This window comes from Burkholderia glumae LMG 2196 = ATCC 33617, from assembly GCF_000960995.1.
Taxonomy (GTDB): Bacteria; Pseudomonadota; Gammaproteobacteria; order Burkholderiales; family Burkholderiaceae; genus Burkholderia; species Burkholderia glumae.
The window spans coordinates 376,682-391,110 of sequence record NZ_CP009435.1 but is presented as its reverse complement, the minus strand read 5'-3'; the positions used below and the strand labels follow the sequence as shown (position 1 = coordinate 391,110).

Genomic DNA, 14,429 nt, shown 5'->3' with positions numbered 1-14,429 from the left:
GCGGTGCGGTATAATTTCGCGGTTTTCCGAAGCCCGGCAGATCGCGCTGCCGGAGACGGGCAGCGCCCACGCTCGCGCGTGGCTGCGTATACCGGTGTGCCTGCGGGCAGCGTCCAGCGAGGGCGGCGGCAAGGCGTCGCGCAGCCGGCATCGCAAGCCGCCGTTCCCCGTTTCCGTCGCGGCCGCCTCATGCCGTCGGCCCATCATCTGGGACCCTTCATGGCAGAAACACCCCCGACCGAATTCTTCATTCAAGGCGTCACGAAAGACGGCAAGACGTTTCGTCCGAGCGACTGGTCGGAACGGCTTGCCGGCGTGATGGCCCAGTTCGGACCGGGCGCGAGCGGCCGCAATGCGTACATGAAATATTCGCTGTACGTGCGGCCGACGATCGTCAGCGGCATCAAGTGCGTGATCGTCGACACGCGCCTGCGCGATATCGAGCCGATGGCCTTCGATTTCGTGATGAACTTCGCGCGCGACAACGACCTGGTCGTCACCGAGGCCTGCGAGCTGCCGCTCGGCAAGCATCCTTGAGCGATGCCGCGCGGGCGGATGGCAGGGCCGCCCCGCCGGCGCCATCCGTCCCGCATCCTGCCCGTCTCCGGCACGCGCCGCCATGCGCAGCGGCACGGCGCGTGAACCGACAGGCACGACAAAAAGCCCGCCGAAGCGGGCTTTTTGCGATCGCGGGAAACAGGGGCCCGCGCGAGGCGGGCACACCGGATTCGAGTTACTGCGCGGCGGCCTGCAGGCCCTTGATCGCTGCCGACAGGCGGCTCTTGTGGCGAGCGGCCTTGTTCTTGTGCACGATCTTCTTGTCGGCGATCGTGTCGATCGTCTTGGTGGCGGCCTTGTACAGCTCGGCAGCCTTGGCCTGATCGCCGGCGTCGATCGCCTTGCGAACCGACTTGATCGCGGTGCGGAATTTCGAGCGCAGCGCCGAGTTGTGCGAGTTAGCCTTCGCTGCCTGGCGGGCGCGCTTGCGTGCTTGTGCGGAATTAGCCATGACGGTTCCTTATCCTGTCCTGTTCCCAGAGCTTGGAGCCTGACGGCCAAGCGCTGCTTTTCGATCCGACCCTCGAGAGCGATTGCCCGGGGCGCAAAAAAACATTGGTTTCACCGAAGTCGGCAACGTGCTCGATGATAGGCGCAGCGCGAATGCAGACTCAGAAACGGGCGATTATAGCAACAAAATCAAGGCAGTGACAAGCTTGCCGATATCGAGTCCTGTCGGGCGATATCGATCCGTATGGCGACAGCCGGGCGGCGCGTGCGGCGCCTTTTTCCGCCGAAGGGGCGGACCGCGACGGGGCTTCCGTATAATAGGCGCCCCATGAATCTATTCCGAGCCCTGCTGACGGTCAGCGGCTTCACGCTGTTGTCACGCGTGACCGGCCTGGCCCGCGAAACGCTGATCGCCCGTGCGTTCGGCGCCAGTCAATACACCGACGCGTTCTACGTCGCCTTCCGGATTCCGAACCTGCTGCGCCGGCTGTCGGCCGAGGGCGCGTTTTCGCAGGCGTTCGTGCCGATCCTGGCCGAGTTCAAGAACCAGCAGGGCCACGACGCCACCAAGGCGCTCGTCGACGCGATGTCGACCGTGCTCGCCTGGGCGCTCGCGCTGCTCTCGCTGGCGGGCATGGCGGGTGCGTCGTGGGTGGTCTACGCGGTGGCTTCGGGCCTGAGCAACGACGGCCATGCCTATCCGCTCGCGGTCACGATGACGCGGATCATGTTCCCTTACATCATCTTCATCTCGCTGACCACGCTCGCCTCGGGCGTGCTGAACACCTACAAGAACTTCTCGCTGCCGGCGTTCGCGCCGGTGCTGCTGAACGTGGCGTTCATCGTGGCCGCGGCGTTCGTCGCGCCGCACCTGACAATGCCGGTCTTCGCGCTGGCCTGGGCCGTGATCGTCGGCGGGCTGCTGCAATTCGCGGTGCAGTGGCCGGGGCTCAAGCGCATCGACATGATGCCGCGCATCGGGCTCGATCCGCTGCGCGCGCTCGCCCATCCGGGCGTCAAGCGCGTGCTCGCGAAGATGGTGCCGGCCACCTTCGCCGTCTCGGTCGCGCAGCTCTCGCTGATCATCAATACCAACATCGCGTCGCGGCTCGGGCAGGGCGCCGTGTCATGGATCAACTATGCCGACCGGCTAATGGAGTTCCCCACCGCGCTGCTCGGCGTCGCGCTCGGCACGATCCTGCTGCCGAGCCTGTCGAAGGCGCACGTCGACGCGGATTCGGCCGAGTATTCGGCACTGCTCGACTGGGGCCTGCGCGTGACCTTCCTGCTCGCGGTGCCGAGCGCGCTCGGGCTGCTGCTGTTCGCCACGCCGCTCACGGCCACGCTGTTCAACTACGGCAAGTTCGACGCGCACACGGTGCAGATGGTCGCGCGCGCGCTGGCCGCCTACGGTGTCGGTCTGATCGGCATCATCCTGATCAAGATCCTCGCGCCGGGCTTCTACGCGAAGCAGGACATCAAGACGCCGGTGAAGATCGCCATCGGCGTGCTGATCGTCACCCAGCTGTCGAACTATCTGTTCGTGCCGATGCTCGGCACCGCGGGCCTCACGCTCAGCATCGGCGTGGGCGCGTCGCTGAATTCGCTGCTGCTGTTCCTGGGGCTGCGCCGCCGCGGCATCTACCGGCCGTCGCCGGGCTGGCCGCGCTTTCTCGCCCAGCTCACCGGCGCCTCGCTGGTGCTGGCCGGCACGATCCACTGGTTCGCGATCAATTTCGACTGGATCGGGCTGCGCGCGCAGCCGCTCGCGCGCATCGCGCTGACGGCCGCCAGCCTGGTCCTGTTCGCCGCACTATATTTCGGTATGTTGTGGTTGATGGGATTCAAATACGCGTATTTCCGCCGCCGCGCCAAATGACGAGCACCATGACCCGCGTTCTCGATTTCTTCAGCGCCCTCGTCGCCGAGGACGACAGCCTGCCTCTGACCGAGGCCGCGCTCTCGCTCGCCCAGGACGCCTATCCCGACCTCGACATGCAGGCGGCGCTCGCCGAACTCGACACGCTGGTCGTGCGTTTTCGGCGGCGCGTGCGGACCGAACTGCCGAAGCGCGAGATGGTGGACGCGCTCAACGATTATTTCTTTCGCGAGCTCGGCTTCGCCTGCAACCACAACGACTATTACGATCCCGACAACAGCTATCTGAACATGGTGCTCAAGCGCCGCCGCGGCATCCCGATCTCGCTCGCGGTGCTGTACCTGGAGCTGGCCGGCCAGCTCGGGCTGGCGGTGCGCGGCGTGTCGTTCCCCGGCCACTTCCTGCTGCGCGCGACGCTGGCCGACGGCGACGCGATGATCGACCCGACCACCGGGCGCTCGCTGTCGGAGACCGATCTGGTCGACATGCTGGAGCCGTATGTCGCGCATCCCGAGGAAACCATGTCGAGCACGCTGCGCGCGCTGCTGCAACCGGCCACCGGCCGCGAGGTGCTCGCGCGCATGCTCAACAACCTGAAGTCGATCTACCTGCAGACCGAGCGCTGGCAACGGCTGCTGGCCGTGCAGCAGCGGCTCGTGATCCTGCTGCCGGGGCAGCCCGACGAGGTGCGCGACCGAGGCTTCGCCTATGCGCGGCTCGACTACCTGCGCCCGGCGCTCGAGGATCTCGAGTCGTATCTCGACGAATGCCCCGAGGCGGTCGACGCGACCATCGTGGAGGCGCAACTGACCGAGCTGCGGCAGCGCATGCGGCGCGGCGGCGACTGACGCCCCGGCCGCCTTCCGCAGTCCCGTACGACGACGCCCGCCCGCTGCGCCGCCCACGCCGCGGGCGGCGCGGCGCGCGGCTCGCTAGGCCGCGCCGGCGCTCATTTCGGCTGCATGCGGATCGCGCCGTCCAGGCGGATCACCTCGCCGTTCAACATCGGATTCTCGATGATCTGGCGCACCAGCATCGCGTATTCGTCGGGCTTGCCGAGGCGCGGCGGGAACGGCACCATCGCGCCGAGCGCGTCCTGCACCTCCTGCGGCATGCCGAGCAGCATCGGCGTCTCGAAGATGCCCGGCGCGATCGTCATCACGCGGATCGCGTTGCGCGACAGGTCGCGTGCGAGCGGCAGCGTCATGCCGGCCACGCCGGCCTTCGAGGCGGAATAGGCGGCCTGGCCGATCTGGCCGTCGAACGCGGCCACCGAGGCGGTATTGACGATCACGCCGCGCTCGCCGGTTTCGATCGGCGCGTTCGCGGCCATCGCGGCCGCGGCCAGGCGCGCCATGTTGAAGCTGCCGACGAGGTTGATCGACACGACCTTCGCGAACAGCTCGAGCGAATGCGGACCGTCCTTGCCGACCGTCTTCGCGGCCGGCGCGATGCCGGCGCAGTTGACGAGGCCGCGCAGCGTGCCGAGCCCGGTGGCCGCCTCGACGGCGGCCTGCGCGTCGGCTTCGCGTGTGACGTCGCAGCTGACGAAGCGTGCGCCGAGCTCGGCCGCGAGCGCTTCGCCCGCCTCGCGGTTCAGGTCCGCGAGCACCACCTTCGCGCCCGCGCCGGTGAGCATGCGCGCCGTGCCGGCGCCGAGGCCCGATGCGCCTCCCGTGATCAGAAAGACGTTGCCGCGTAATTCCATCTTCGCTCCTTGGTTGTCGCGATCCGCCGCCGTGATCGGCCGGCGCGATCCATTGCCGGACGATTGTACGAAACCGCGCGCGGTGACGGCAAAAAATGAACGATCGTGCGATTTATGGCGCGAGGCGAAAAAAAACCGCTCCGGGGAGCGGCGTGTTGCGGCTCGCGGGCCTTACTTCAGGGCCTCGAACGCGCGCTGGCGGATTTCCTCGACGCTGCCGAGGCCCGAGATCTTGCGATAGGCGGGCGCCTGCAGGCCGTTTTCGGCGCCGCGCGCGGCCCAGTCGCCGTAATACGAGATAAGCGGCTTGGTTTGTGCCTCGTAAACGTCGAGACGCTTCTTCACCGTCTCTTCCTTGTCGTCGTCGCGCTGAATCAGCGGCTCGCCCGTCACGTCGTCCTTGCCCTCGACCTTCGGCGGGTTGAACGTCACGTGGTAGGTGCGGCCCGAGGCCGGATGGGTGCGGCGGCCGCTGATGCGCTCGATGATTGCCGAGAACGGCACGTCGATCTCGAGCACGTAGTCGATCGCGACGCCGGCATCCTTCATCGCGTCGGCCTGCGCGATGGTGCGCGGGAAGCCGTCGAACAGATAGCCGTTGGCGCAGTCCGCTTCCTTCAGGCGCTCCTTGACGAGCCCGATGATCAGCGAATCCGGCACCAGCTTGCCCTCGTCCATATAGCCCTTGGCCTCGACGCCGAGCGGCGTGCCGGCCTTCACGGCCGCGCGCAGCATGTCGCCCGTCGAGATCTGCGGAATGCCGAACTTTTCCTTGATGAACGTGGCCTGGGTGCCCTTGCCGGCGCCGGGAGCGCCCAACAGGATCAAACGCATGGTGATATCTCCAAGTTTCGTGAATGTGTGGCGCGAGGGGATGACATCGGCGCGCGGCCCGGCGGTCGGCTTCCACACGGCTCCGGCCGGTCTGACGGCGGCGCGGGCGGGTAAGCCCGCGCGGCTGCCGGCGGGGGAGCTGGCGAGCGCGACTCAACGTGGGCGGCGCCTGACGGCTCGCACAGTCGCCCGATTATGCCATGGGTTATTTTTGTGACGTCTGAAAAAGGGCCTGCACGCGCGCGAGATCGGCCGGCGTGTCGACGCCCGGCGCCGGCGCGGCGTCGGTCACGAGCACGGCGATCCGCTCGCCATGCCACATCGCGCGCAACTGTTCGAGTTGCTCGGCCTGCTCGATCGGTGCCTGTGCGAGCGAGGGATAGCTGCGCAGGAAACGCGCGCGATAGGCGTACAGCCCGATGTGCCGATATACCGGGAAGGCCGGCGCCGGCATGGCTTCGACGGCGGGCCAGTGCGGCTGCCAGGCATCGCGCGACCACGGGATCGGCGCGCGCGAGAAATACAGCGCCACGCTCTTGGCATCGAGCGCGACCTTCACGACGTTCGGGTTGAACACGTCGGCGGCATCGTGGATCGGATGCGCGGCGGTGGCGATGGCGCAGGCCGGATGGGTGGCAAGGTGCGACGCTACGTCGCGGATTAGTGCCGGGTCGATCAAGGGCTCATCGCCTTGAACGTTGACGACGATCGTTTCGTCCGGCAATTCGAGCAGCGTCGCGACTTCGGCGAGGCGGTCCGTGCCCGACGGTTGGTCGGCGCGCGTGAGCAGCGCGTCGAAGCCGGCCGCGCGCGCGGCGTCGAGCACGCTCTGCGCGTCCGAGGCGACCAGCACGCGCGCGGCGCCCGCGTCGCGCGCGCGCTCGGCCACCCGCACCACCATCGGCTTGCCGCCGAGATCGGCGAGCGGCTTGTTCGGCAGACGCGTCGAGGCGAGGCGGGCGGGAACGACGGCGATGAAGGGCGACGGGATGGGCATCGGAGTTTCGGCGGCGAGCGGGTATGGAGTCGGGGGAGCGTGGGGCGAGGGCGCCGGAGCGCCCGGAACCGGGGCGCCGCGCGCCCGCCGCGAGGCGCGGGCGCGAACCGATGCCGGACGCAGTACCGGTGCCGCGGCCGCGGCGCTGGCCGCGGTCAGTGCGTGGCGGCGGGGCCGGCCGGATCGACCGGCGTGCCTTCCACGGTCTGGCGCGCCTCGTCGACCAGCATCACGGGGATGCCGTCGCGGATCGGGTAGGCGAGCTTGTCGGCGTGGCAGATCAGTTCCTGCGCGGCGCGGTCATGGTGGAGCGGGCCTTTGCAGATAGGGCACACGATGATTTCAAGCAGGCGAGCGTCCACGGAGTTTCTCCACAACGAGAGCGATAAGGCGGGGATCGAGCGCGGCCTCGACAGGGACCACCCAGAGTCGGGCATCGCGCCAGGAAGCGCCCAATTTTACTGCATCCTTCTCGGTGATCAGGATCACCTCGGCATCGTCGGCCGCGAACGGATTCTCGGCGAACGCGTAATGATCCGGCAGCGCGCGCGTGGCGGGCGCGAGGCCGGCCGCGCGCAGCGTCGCGAAGAAGCGCTCGGGCGCGCCGATGCCTGCCGCGGCCAGCACGCGCTCGCCGGCGAACTGCGCGAGCGGGCGGCGCCGCGACGGCTCGTCGAGATGCCAGGCGTCGCCGGGCGTGAGCCGCAGCGCATAGGTGTCGGGCCACGGCGGCAGCGCGCGGCTGTAAGGATCATTGACGAGCGTGGCGTCGCGCTGCCGCGTGAGCGGCTCGCGCAGCGGGCCGGCCGGCAGCAGGAAGCCGTTGCCGCCGAGCCGGTGATCGAACACCACCAGCTCGACGCGGCGCGCCATCCGGTAATGCTGCAGGCCGTCGTCGCTGACCACCACGTCCACCTCGGGATGCGCGCGCGCGAGCGCCCGGACCGCGGCCACGCGGTCCGGGCAGACCATCACCGGCGCCTGGGTGCGGCGCGCGATCAGCAGCGGCTCGTCGCCGGCGCGCGCCGCAGGCGAATCGGGGCGGACCTCGGTCGGCTCGCGAATCTCGGCGCCGTAGCCGCGCGAGACCACACCGGGCTGGAAGCCGTTCGCGCGCAGCGCGTCGACCAGCGCGATCACGGTCGGCGTCTTGCCGGTGCCGCCTACCGTGACGTTGCCGACCACCACCACCGGCAGGCCGGCGTCGACGGTTTCCTTCCAGCCGGCCGCGAAGGCGGCGCGGCGCAGGGCGGCACCGGCGCCGAACAGCGCGGCGAGCGGCGTGAGGGCCCAGGCGAGCAGGCCGCGCCGCTGCCATTCGCGGGCGAGCGCCGCCTCGACGCGCGCGAGCGGGCCGCCGCTCATCGGGCGAGGGCGCCGGCGAGGCGCGAAGCGGACCACGGATCGATCAAGCGGATTCTCCAGGACAGCGGGACCGGGGCGACGCGGCCGGGACGGCGCGCGGGATTCCCCTTGGAAGGCGGCACTCTAGCGCGGCGGCGCCGTGCGCGGCAAGTCGAGCCGCGCCGGTGGGCGGCACCGGCGCGTCGCTCTCACGGGGCCAGACGTCGAAGCGCCTGTGGATAACTCTGTGAAGAACTGCCAGGGGGATCGGCGCAGACGCCCGTCTGGCGGGCGTCGGATCGGTGGCAAGACACAATATGTCATAAATATATTGTGTTAAATCAAAAGCTTATTGGAATTTGTGCGGATTTTTCAAGGGGGTGGCGCAACCTCGGCGCGCGCCGGGGCGCATGTGGACACTTCGGGCCGGGTGCGCGCAGGCCGGCTGCGGGGCGGCCGCCCCGCAGGCCGACGCCGAGCACGACGCTTGCCGACGCGGCGCGACGAGGCTATCGTGTGCGCGCCTTCATTCCTCCCTACGCGATGCCATCCGATTCCTTTCCGTCCGGCCCGGGCGGCGCCACTTTCGGCCGTGCCGGCGACACCGGCGACGGCGTGATTCCCGTTTCCGCGCTGAACCGCGCGATCGGCTCGATGCTGGAGCGGTCGTTTCCGCTCTGCTGGGTGTCGGGCGAGGTGTCGAACTTCACGCGCGCGGCAAGCGGCCATTGGTACTTCTCGATCAAGGACAAGGACGCGCAGATGCGCTGCGTGATGTTTCGCGGCCGGGCCCAGCATGCGCCGTTCACGCCGCGCGAGGGCGATCGCATCGAAGTGCGCGCGCTGGTCAGCATGTACGAGCCGCGCGGCGAGGTGCAGCTCAACGTCGAAGCGGTGCGGCGCACCGGGCAGGGCAAGCTGTTCGAGGCATTCCTGCGGCTCAAGGCGCAGCTCGAGTCCGAGGGCCTGTTCGACCCGCAGCGCAAGCGGCCGCTGCCCGCCCATCCGCGCGCGATCGGCATCGTCACCTCGCTGCAGGCCGCCGCGCTGCGCGACGTGCTGACCACGCTCGCGCGCCGCGCGCCGCATCTGCCGGTGATCGTCTATCCGGCGCCGGTACAGGGCTCGGGCGCGGCCGAGAAGCTCGCGGCGATGGTCGAGACGGCCAATGCGCGGCGCGAGGTGGACGTGCTGATCGTGTGCCGCGGCGGCGGCTCGATCGAGGATCTCTGGTCGTTCAACGACGAGGCGCTGGCGCGCGCGATCGCCGCCAGCGCGCTGCCGGTGGTGAGCGGGGTCGGCCACGAAACCGATTTCACGATCGCCGATTTCGCCGCCGACCTGCGCGCGCCGACACCGACCGGCGCGGCCGAGCTGGTCAGTCCGCAGCGCGCGCTGCTGCTGCGCGAGCTGGCCGAGCGCCAGGCGGCGCTCGCGCGCGGCCTGCGGCGCGGGCTCGACGCGCGGGCCCAGCAGCTCGACTGGCTGGCGCGGCGCCTGGTGAGCCCGGCCGAACGGCTCGCCAGGCAGCGCACCCATCTGCAGCAGCTCGCGCTGCGGCTCGCCTCGGCCGGCGCGCGGCCGGTGCGCGATGCGCGGGCGCGCTTCGCGCTGGTGATGCTGCGCTGGCAGCGCGTCCGGCCCGACGCCGCCGCCGCGCGCCAGGCGCTCGCCGGCTGGTCGCAACGGCTCGCCACGGCGCTGCGGCATCGGCACGAGCGCGCCGCGGCGCGCGTGTCCGGCTGCGCGGCGCGCCTCGAGGTGCTGAGCCCGCAGCGCACGCTGGAGCGCGGCTACGCGGCGCTGATCGACACCCAGACGGGCCGCGCCGTGCGCGCGCCGGGCGCGCTCGCGCCGCAGCGCCGGCTCACCGTGCATCTCGCCGAAGGCACGGCGGACGTGTCGATCGCCGACGTCCAGCCGCGCCTCGATGAAACGTTCTGATCGATCGTTTCGCGGGGCCGCGGCGGGACCGGAATCTGCTGAGGCAGGCGGGCGTGCCGCGGGCGCACTGCGGGCTTGCCCTCATCGGGCTTGATCTCGATGTCGGCTATCACGTCGGGGCCGCTGGTCCAACGGAGGCGAGCCGGTCCGAAGACCCGCGAGTTTGCGGGGTTATTCGGTCTCGCCTACAATCGGACGCTTCGCAGGCCCTAGTCCCACACATACACTTCAAAGGAATCCGTCATGGCTCATACGCTCCCGCCGCTGCCCTATGCTGAAGACGCGCTTGCTCCGCACATCTCGCAGGAAACGATCCAGTTCCACTACGGCAAGCACCACCAGACGTATGTGACGAACCTGAACAATCTGATCCCGGGTACGGAATTCGAAAACCTGTCGCTCGAAGAGATCGTGAAGAAGTCGTCGGGCGGTATTTTCAACAACGCCGCGCAAATCTGGAATCACACGTTCTTCTGGAACAGCCTGTCGCCGAACGGCGGCGGCGCGCCGACGGGCGCGCTGGGCGACGCGATCAACGCCAAGTGGGGCTCGTTCGACGCGTTCAAGGAAGCGTTCACGAAGACCGCGGTCGGCACGTTCGGCTCGGGCTGGGCATGGCTCGTGAAGAAGGCTGACGGCTCGCTCGACCTGGTCTCGACCAGCAACGCCGCCACGCCGCTGACGACTGACGCGAAGCCGCTGCTGACGATCGACGTGTGGGAACACGCGTACTACATCGACTACCGCAACGCGCGTCCGAAGTTCGTCGAAGCGTTCTGGAACATCGTGAACTGGGACTTCGCCGCGAAGAACTTCGCGTAAGGTCCGCCGAACCGCCGGCCGGCTGGCCGGCGCGCCTGCCGATGCCCTCCTCGCGAGGGCATCGTCGCTTCGGGCCTATCGGCTTCGGCTGTCGCGTCAGGCGCCGCTGGCGCGCCGTCGCGCCTTTTCATGACGCCGTGCCGGCCCAGGCCGGCCGATCGATCGCCGCGCGCGTCACGGTCGCCGCGCTCGCTTCGACGGTTTGCCCTAGCGCGCCTCGCACCGCGCGCGCCGGCTCAGATCGCGCGGCCGACCTCGCCGCTCGCGGCCCGCAGCGCGTCGATATCGAGGATCTCGATGGCTCCCGCCTGCACGCGCAGCACGCCGCGCGCGGCCAGTGCCTTCAGCAGCTGGTTGGTGGTCTGCCGGGTCAGCGAGGCGAGCGCGGCGAGCCGGTCCTGCGAGAGCCGGATGCGCGTGCGGCCGGTGCTGATGCCGCCGTAGCCCTCGGCGATCATCAGCAGCCGCGCGGCCAGCCGCTGCGCCGCCGGCATCAGGCTGATGGCCTCCACGGTGATGAACGACAGTCTAAGCTTCTGCGCCATCAGGATGCCGAAATATTGCCAATAGCGCGGCTCCTCGTCGAGCAGTTGCTGCAATGCAGCTTGCGTGAAATGCAAAACTCGTGTGTTCTCCACGGCAATCGCATCGTGCGTGCGCGGCTGGCCGTCGAACAGCGAGATCTCGCCGAACCAGGTGGTGGGCTCCAGCACGCTCAGCAGCGCTTCGCGGCCGTCCGAGTCGACCGCGCCGATGCTGAGCGCGCCGGACAGCACCGCGTAGAGTCCGCAGGGCGGATCGCCGCGCCGGAACAGCGTGGCGCCGGCCGAGAGCGTCCGCACGGTGGCGCTGGCGAGCAGCCGGGCCCGCAGCGCGTCCGGCAGGGTCTGGAACCAGGGGCTCGCGTCGAGTTGCGACGCAACGAGGTCGGGCGGCGTGGGCATGGGGATGTCGGGTAGCTGACAGCGCGGGCCTGGGGCAACGCGCATGATAGCGCTCGTCAAAGGAGGCGAACACGATGAAAACACTGATCGATCAACTCGCGAACTACGCCGCATATCACCGCGATACACGCAATATCGTCACTCACCTGTTCGGCATCCCGATGATCGTCGTCGCAGTTGCCGTGCTGCTGTCGCGGCCCGCGGCGGGCCATGCGGCGGGCGTCGCGCTGTCGCCGGCGCTGGTGCTGGCGGTGGCCGCCGCGATCTACTACCTGCGGCTCGACGCGCGCTTCGGCGCGGCGATGAGCGCGCTGCTCGCGCTGGCGATGTGGGCCGGCCAGTCGCTCGCGGCGCAATCCACCGCCTGCTGGCTCGCCTGGGGCGTCGGGCTGTTCCTGGTCGGCTGGGTGATCCAGTTCGTCGGCCACGCGTTCGAGGGGCGCAAGCCCGCGTTCGTCGACGACGTGATCGGCCTGGCGATCGGGCCGCTGTTCGTGGTCGCCGAGGTGGCGTTCTTCGCCGGCCTGCGCCGCGAAGTGCGCGACGAGGTGGAACGGCGCGCGGGGCCGCCGCGCCACCGGCCGCACGGCGCGCGGATCTGAGCGACGGTGGCGATGCTCGCGATCTTCGGCGCGGGCACCATCGGCTGCTATCTCGGCGGCCGGCTGGCACTCGCCGGTGCCGAGGTGGGGTTCGTCGGGCGCGCGGCGACGGGCGAGATGCTGCGCCGGCACGGTCTGACCCTGACCGACTACCAGGGCCGCGAGGCGCAGGTGGCCGCCTCGCGGATCGTCTTCGACACCGATGCGCGGGCGCTCGCCCAGGCCGACGCGGTGCTCGTCACGGTCAAGTGCGCGGCCACGCCTGCCGCGGCTGCCGCGCTCGAACCGATGCTGCGCCCCGGCACGGTGGTGATCAGCTTCCAGAACGGCGTGCGCCAGGCCGATGCGCTGCGCATCGCGTTGCCGGGCCGCACCGTGCTGGCCGGCATGGTGCCGTTCAACGTGATCGCGCGCGGCGACGGGGTGTTTCATCAGGGATCGGCGGGCGTGCTCGCGGTGGAGGCGTCGCCGCGGCTCGCGCCGGTGGCCGCGGCCTTCGAGCGGGCCGGGCTGCCGCTGCAGGCGCGCGAGGACATCGTCGCCGTGCAGTGGGCCAAGCTGCTGTTCAATCTCAACAACGCGATCAACGCGCTGGCCGCGATGCCGCTGCGCGAGCAGCTCGGCACGCGTGACTACCGGCGCTGCCTCGCGCTCGCGCAGGCCGAGGCGCTGCGCGTGATGCGCCGCGCCGGCATCCGCCCCGCGCGGCTCACGCCGCTGCCGGCCAGTTGGCTGCCGAGCGTGCTGTCGCTGCCCGACGCGCTGTTCATGCGGCTCGCGGGCGCGATGCTGGCCATCGATCCGCTCGCGCGCTCGTCGATGGCCGACGACGTCGCGGCCGGCCGCGCGACCGAGGTGGACTGGCTCAACGGCGAGATCGTGCGGCTTGCCGCCGAGTTCGGGCTCACCGCGCCGATCAACGCCCGGCTGTGCGAACTCGTGCGGCTCGCCACGCGCGACCACGCGCGCACGCGCTGGCGCGCCGACGTGCTGCTGCACACGCTGCGCGATTCGGTTCACGATCTGCCGGTGATCGCCGACGAATCCTGAGCGGCCGCCGCGCACGGCACGGCGTCGGGCACGGCGCCCGCGCTCACCAGTTGATGTCGACGCAGAGCACCTGCATGCCGCTCGCGCGCGGCACCGCTATCGAGGCGGTCACGCACAGATGCGCCTCGTTGATCGACAGATAGGGCGCGGTCACGCGCACGCGCCCCGGCGCGCGCATCGCCTCGATGAAGTACGGGCGCCGCTCCCAGCTCGCGCCTTCCGAGTGCAGCAGCGGCCGGAAGCGCTTCGCGCGCTGCGAGGCGCGCGTGCGCGGCAGCACGTTGTCGCCGATCTGGCGGCCCGAGGAATCGAGCACGAAGCAGCGCGCGGTGTCGGCGAGCGCAAGCAGCTCGCCGGTGGCGCTGTCCACGTCGTCGCCGGCGGCGAGCCGCGCGCCGGACTGCTGGAGCGCGATCACATAGGGCGCGAGCCGCGCCTGCTGGCCCCGCTCGCGCTCGGCCACGCGCAGCCGCAGCGCGGCCGACAGCGTGTCCATCGCGCCCGCGGCCGCCTGCGGCTGGACCGGCTCGACGCTCGGCCCCGAGAAATACTGGCCCTGCACGAAATCGACGTTGCATTCGAGCGCGATCAGCGCGTCGCGCTCGGTGGACAGGCCGCCCATCATCACGAGCTGCCCCGATTCGTGCAGCAGCGAGACGAGCCCTGGCAGCACGCGTTCGAGGTGCGAGTGCTCGCTTGCCTGCGCGAGGATGCCGCGATCGAGCGCGACGATGTCGGGATGCAGATGCCAGACCCGGTCGATGTTCGAGTGCTTTGCGCCGAAGCCGCCCAACGCGATCAGGAAGCCTGCCTTGCGCAGCCCGTCGACGATCGCGCCGAAGCGCGGGGTCTCGCCGCCTGCCTGCTCCGGCACTTCCAGCACGACGCGCTGCGGCGGCAGGCCGAGCGCCTTCAGGTTGGCGAGCAGCGCGTCGCCGTAGATGGTGTCCATCAGCGCGGCCGGATGCAGGCTCAGGAAAAGCCATTCGTCGTGGCTGTCGAAGGCATGGAAGTTGCCGAGGTGCAGCGATTCGGCGAGCCGGCCGAGTTCGAGCAGGTCCCCGCGCCGCGCCGCCTGCGTGAACACCTCGTGCGACGGCACCGGCTGGCCGTCGGCGCCGCGCGCGCGCAGCGAGGCGTGATAGCCGATCGCGCGCCGGTGCGAGACCGAGAACACGGGCTGGAACACGCTGAACACGGTGTAGTCGCCGTACAGCACGGTGCGCCGGTTGCCGTCGTCGCCGGCGATGGGGCGCGGCGGCTGGAAGCCGGGGGGATCGATGTCGATCATGGTCAT

15 protein-coding genes are annotated in these 14,429 nt (G+C 70.0%); 7 read left to right on the top strand and 8 right to left on the bottom strand.

From position 1 onward, the window contains the following. The first annotated feature begins 219 nt into the window (after nt 1-219). Nucleotides 220-537 (top strand): DUF3579 domain-containing protein, encoded by a 318-nt coding sequence (locus KS03_RS14360; RefSeq protein WP_015876835.1) that lies wholly within the window; start codon nt 220-222, stop codon nt 535-537. Nucleotides 538-733: 196 nt separating this feature from the next. Here the strand turns inward: KS03_RS14360 and rpsT are convergent, their stop codons facing one another. Continuing rightward, complete coding sequence (gene rpsT / locus KS03_RS14355) at nt 734-1,009, bottom strand: 30S ribosomal protein S20 (RefSeq protein ID WP_015876834.1); 276 nt, start codon at nt 1,007-1,009, stop codon at nt 734-736. Between the two features lie 243 nt (nt 1,010-1,252). Between rpsT and murJ the strand changes: the two genes are divergently transcribed. Together murJ and KS03_RS14345 are read left to right on the top strand one after the other, a co-directional pair. Further along, complete coding sequence (gene murJ / locus KS03_RS14350; RefSeq protein ID WP_373419827.1) at nt 1,253-2,887, top strand: murein biosynthesis integral membrane protein MurJ; 1,635 nt, start codon at nt 1,253-1,255, stop codon at nt 2,885-2,887. Between the two features lie 8 nt (nt 2,888-2,895). Then, nucleotides 2,896-3,735: a SirB1 family protein gene (locus tag KS03_RS14345; protein ID WP_015876832.1), complete on the top strand. Its 840-nt coding sequence runs from the start codon at nt 2,896-2,898 to the stop codon at nt 3,733-3,735. 101 nt (nt 3,736-3,836) lie between these two features. Here KS03_RS14345 and KS03_RS14340 read toward each other — a convergent pair whose 3' ends face one another. From KS03_RS14340 to lpxK, 5 genes are all read right to left on the bottom strand, one after another. Continuing rightward, a complete protein-coding gene (locus KS03_RS14340; protein WP_015876831.1) occupies nt 3,837-4,595 on the bottom strand; it encodes an SDR family NAD(P)-dependent oxidoreductase in 759 nt (252 codons plus the stop codon). A gap of 171 nt (nt 4,596-4,766) precedes the next feature. Further along, a complete protein-coding gene (adk, locus tag KS03_RS14335) occupies nt 4,767-5,429 on the bottom strand; it encodes an adenylate kinase (protein ID WP_015876830.1) in 663 nt (220 codons plus the stop codon). A 205-nt stretch (nt 5,430-5,634) separates the two neighbouring features. Then, nucleotides 5,635-6,426 carry a 3-deoxy-manno-octulosonate cytidylyltransferase gene (gene kdsB, locus KS03_RS14330; RefSeq protein WP_015876829.1) on the bottom strand — a complete coding sequence of 264 codons (792 nt, stop codon included), beginning with the start codon at nt 6,424-6,426 and terminating at the stop codon, nt 5,635-5,637. Nucleotides 6,427-6,581: 155 nt separating this feature from the next. Then, nucleotides 6,582-6,788 (bottom strand): Trm112 family protein, encoded by a 207-nt coding sequence (locus KS03_RS14325; protein ID WP_015876828.1) that lies wholly within the window; start codon nt 6,786-6,788, stop codon nt 6,582-6,584. Next, nucleotides 6,769-7,791, bottom strand: coding sequence for a tetraacyldisaccharide 4'-kinase (gene lpxK / locus KS03_RS14320; protein ID WP_015876827.1), 1,023 nt, complete (start codon nt 7,789-7,791; stop codon nt 6,769-6,771). The genes KS03_RS14325 and lpxK overlap by 20 nt, the downstream gene beginning before the upstream one ends. A 522-nt stretch (nt 7,792-8,313) precedes the next feature. Here lpxK and xseA point away from each other — a divergent pair. Beyond that, nucleotides 8,314-9,714, top strand: a complete 1,401-nt coding sequence (gene xseA, locus KS03_RS14315; protein ID WP_015876826.1) for an exodeoxyribonuclease VII large subunit — start codon at nt 8,314-8,316, stop codon at nt 9,712-9,714. 243 nt (nt 9,715-9,957) lie between these two features. After that, nucleotides 9,958-10,536: a superoxide dismutase [Fe] gene (gene sodB / locus KS03_RS14310; RefSeq protein WP_015876825.1), complete on the top strand. Its 579-nt coding sequence runs from the start codon at nt 9,958-9,960 to the stop codon at nt 10,534-10,536. Nucleotides 10,537-10,772: 236 nt separating this feature from the next. Here sodB and KS03_RS14305 read toward each other — a convergent pair whose 3' ends face one another. Continuing rightward, nucleotides 10,773-11,480 (bottom strand): Crp/Fnr family transcriptional regulator, encoded by a 708-nt coding sequence (locus KS03_RS14305; protein WP_015876824.1) that lies wholly within the window; start codon nt 11,478-11,480, stop codon nt 10,773-10,775. Nucleotides 11,481-11,554: 74 nt separating this feature from the next. On the opposite strand from KS03_RS14305, the gene KS03_RS14300 reads away from it, so the two are divergent. After that, nucleotides 11,555-12,082, top strand: coding sequence for an Mpo1 family 2-hydroxy fatty acid dioxygenase (locus KS03_RS14300; protein ID WP_015876823.1), 528 nt, complete (start codon nt 11,555-11,557; stop codon nt 12,080-12,082). A 12-nt stretch (nt 12,083-12,094) separates the two neighbouring features. Next, entirely contained in the window at nt 12,095-13,132 is a 1,038-nt protein-coding gene (locus KS03_RS14295; RefSeq protein ID WP_285293122.1) for a 2-dehydropantoate 2-reductase, read from the top strand. Nucleotides 13,133-13,175: 43 nt separating this feature from the next. Here the strand turns inward: KS03_RS14295 and KS03_RS14290 are convergent, their stop codons facing one another. Continuing rightward, the gene (locus KS03_RS14290; RefSeq protein WP_026051499.1) at nt 13,176-14,429 is read right to left on the bottom strand and encodes an EAL domain-containing protein; all 1,254 of its coding nucleotides are present in this window, start codon (nt 14,427-14,429) and stop codon (nt 13,176-13,178) included.

Coding starts and splice junctions, on each gene's coding strand:
- murJ (WP_373419827.1), top strand. CDS start 1,253: ATGGCGACAGCCGGGCGGCGCGTGCGGCGCCTTTTTCCGCCGAAGGGG.
- KS03_RS14305 (WP_015876824.1), bottom strand. CDS start 11,480: ATGCCCACGCCGCCCGACCTCGTTGCGTCGCAACTCGACGCGAGCCCC.
- xseA (WP_015876826.1), top strand. CDS start 8,314: ATGCCATCCGATTCCTTTCCGTCCGGCCCGGGCGGCGCCACTTTCGGC.
- KS03_RS14345 (WP_015876832.1), top strand. CDS start 2,896: ATGACCCGCGTTCTCGATTTCTTCAGCGCCCTCGTCGCCGAGGACGAC.
- kdsB (WP_015876829.1), bottom strand. CDS start 6,426: ATGCCCATCCCGTCGCCCTTCATCGCCGTCGTTCCCGCCCGCCTCGCC.
- KS03_RS14290 (WP_026051499.1), bottom strand. CDS start 14,429: ATGACCATGATCGACATCGATCCCCCCGGCTTCCAGCCGCCGCGCCCC.
- KS03_RS14360 (WP_015876835.1), top strand. CDS start 220: ATGGCAGAAACACCCCCGACCGAATTCTTCATTCAAGGCGTCACGAAA.
- adk (WP_015876830.1), bottom strand. CDS start 5,429: ATGCGTTTGATCCTGTTGGGCGCTCCCGGCGCCGGCAAGGGCACCCAG.
- lpxK (WP_015876827.1), bottom strand. CDS start 7,791: ATGAGCGGCGGCCCGCTCGCGCGCGTCGAGGCGGCGCTCGCCCGCGAA.
- KS03_RS14340 (WP_015876831.1), bottom strand. CDS start 4,595: ATGGAATTACGCGGCAACGTCTTTCTGATCACGGGAGGCGCATCGGGC.
- KS03_RS14300 (WP_015876823.1), top strand. CDS start 11,555: ATGAAAACACTGATCGATCAACTCGCGAACTACGCCGCATATCACCGC.
- sodB (WP_015876825.1), top strand. CDS start 9,958: ATGGCTCATACGCTCCCGCCGCTGCCCTATGCTGAAGACGCGCTTGCT.
- rpsT (WP_015876834.1), bottom strand. CDS start 1,009: ATGGCTAATTCCGCACAAGCACGCAAGCGCGCCCGCCAGGCAGCGAAG.
- KS03_RS14295 (WP_285293122.1), top strand. CDS start 12,095: ATGCTCGCGATCTTCGGCGCGGGCACCATCGGCTGCTATCTCGGCGGC.